2 pseudogenes are annotated in these 1,480 nt (G+C 43.3%); both read right to left on the bottom strand.

The features are described from left to right. Nucleotides 1-1,020, bottom strand: a pseudogene (locus LH47_RS14585) (Wall-associated protein); the annotation flags it as partial. 288 nt (nucleotides 1,021-1,308) lie between these two features. Next, a pseudogene (locus LH47_RS16310) lies at nucleotides 1,309-1,480 on the bottom strand (IS1634 family transposase); the annotation flags it as partial.

The following is a 1,480-nucleotide window of genomic DNA, read 5'->3' as shown; positions in this document are numbered from 1 at the left end:
GTCATAGGAATACTCGATGTTCGTACCATCTGGAAGTTGTTCTTCCACTAATTGGTCTAACTCATCATAACGATAGACCACTGTTTCCCCAGTTGGGTATTCGATCTTTGTACGATTTCCATTTTCATCATAATGATACGTTTCGGATAAAATTTCTTTTCCGTCCGCCGTACCGATCGAAACGCTTTCCACTAAGCCGCGGTCATCATACGTAAAGGTCGAACCGGCCCCATTTCCTGTCGTGAAGGTGCGAACGTTTCCTCTCTCGTCATAGTCAAAGCGGTACGTATACGTTCCATATTGGACGACCGTATTTTGATCCAATGCATTGTATTGGTAATTGATCGTTTGACTAAAGGACCCATGAGAGAACATGAACTGCTGTAATTTATCCGATGTCGTCGGATAGGTCCACTTTTGTACCCCTCCACGGTCAGATTGTTCGATGACCCGATTTGCTTTATCAAAGGTTCTTGTCTTGGTCATGCCGTCCTTTAAGTATTTTACAGAAAGTTCATTTCCGTTTTTATCGTAACTAAATTCGTAATACGGAACGTTGTTGTAAGAAATCGTTTTGACCCGTTCCGTTCCGTCATACGTCCATTGAATCGTGTTTCCTTTCGGCAAAACCGTTTTGATTTTATTTCCGTTGGCATCATATTCATTCGTTGTCACATCATTCAACGGACCGACGGTTTTAATGAGTTTACCGGTCGCATCATAAGAATAGGCAAATGTTTGAGACTGGCCGTCGCTGGTTCGAATGACTTTTGAAGTCATATTGCCATTTAAGTCATAATCGTAGTTGACGGAAGTACCGTTCGCTAACAACAGCTGTTTTAAGCGATCCGATAAATCATACGTGTACTCTTTCTTGTTTCCTTTCTTATCGTACTCGCTTAACAGGTTTCCTACAGCATCATAATTCTTTTTCGCCACATAGCCTTCTTCATCCACTTCTTCCGTGACATAATTTCCGCTTGCATCATACTTGTTTTTCGTCACCACGTTTCCTTCCATTAAACGGATCGCGTCAAACCATACCGTTCCCGTGTAATTGTCACGGAAGACAGCGGATATGTCGATTTTATCAATTGGCTTGGAAGGTTGGATCGAAACCGCCGCCCGATTCCAATCTTGCGTGCCAGTAGGGGAATCCGCGCTATACGTTTGGGTTGTTCCTCATATTTCGCACCTTGGTAGGGCGGAACAAAAGGATTTTTTATTCAGTTTTTTAGAATAACTTTTAAACCAACACCAAAAGCGATGGTATCCTTTTTTTACCATCGTTGGTCGTTCTTTATCCCATTAGACGTAAATGCTCTCGTCCATCCCTAATCCTTGCAGAATCCTTCGCTGCTCGTACGTGAGCGGTTGACCTAACGCGCGTTGAATTCGTCCATCCGGCAGTTCCAACAGGACGACTCTGACATACCAAAACAATTGAAAAATCGCTTGTCCGGTCGGTCGGGTCAGTTTC

The sequence above is a fragment of the Anoxybacillus thermarum genome (genome assembly GCF_000836725.1).
GTDB lineage: Bacteria > Bacillota > Bacilli > Bacillales > Anoxybacillaceae > Anoxybacillus > Anoxybacillus thermarum.
Note: the sequence above shows the minus strand (reverse complement) of the source record. Positions and strands in the feature narration are given on the sequence as shown.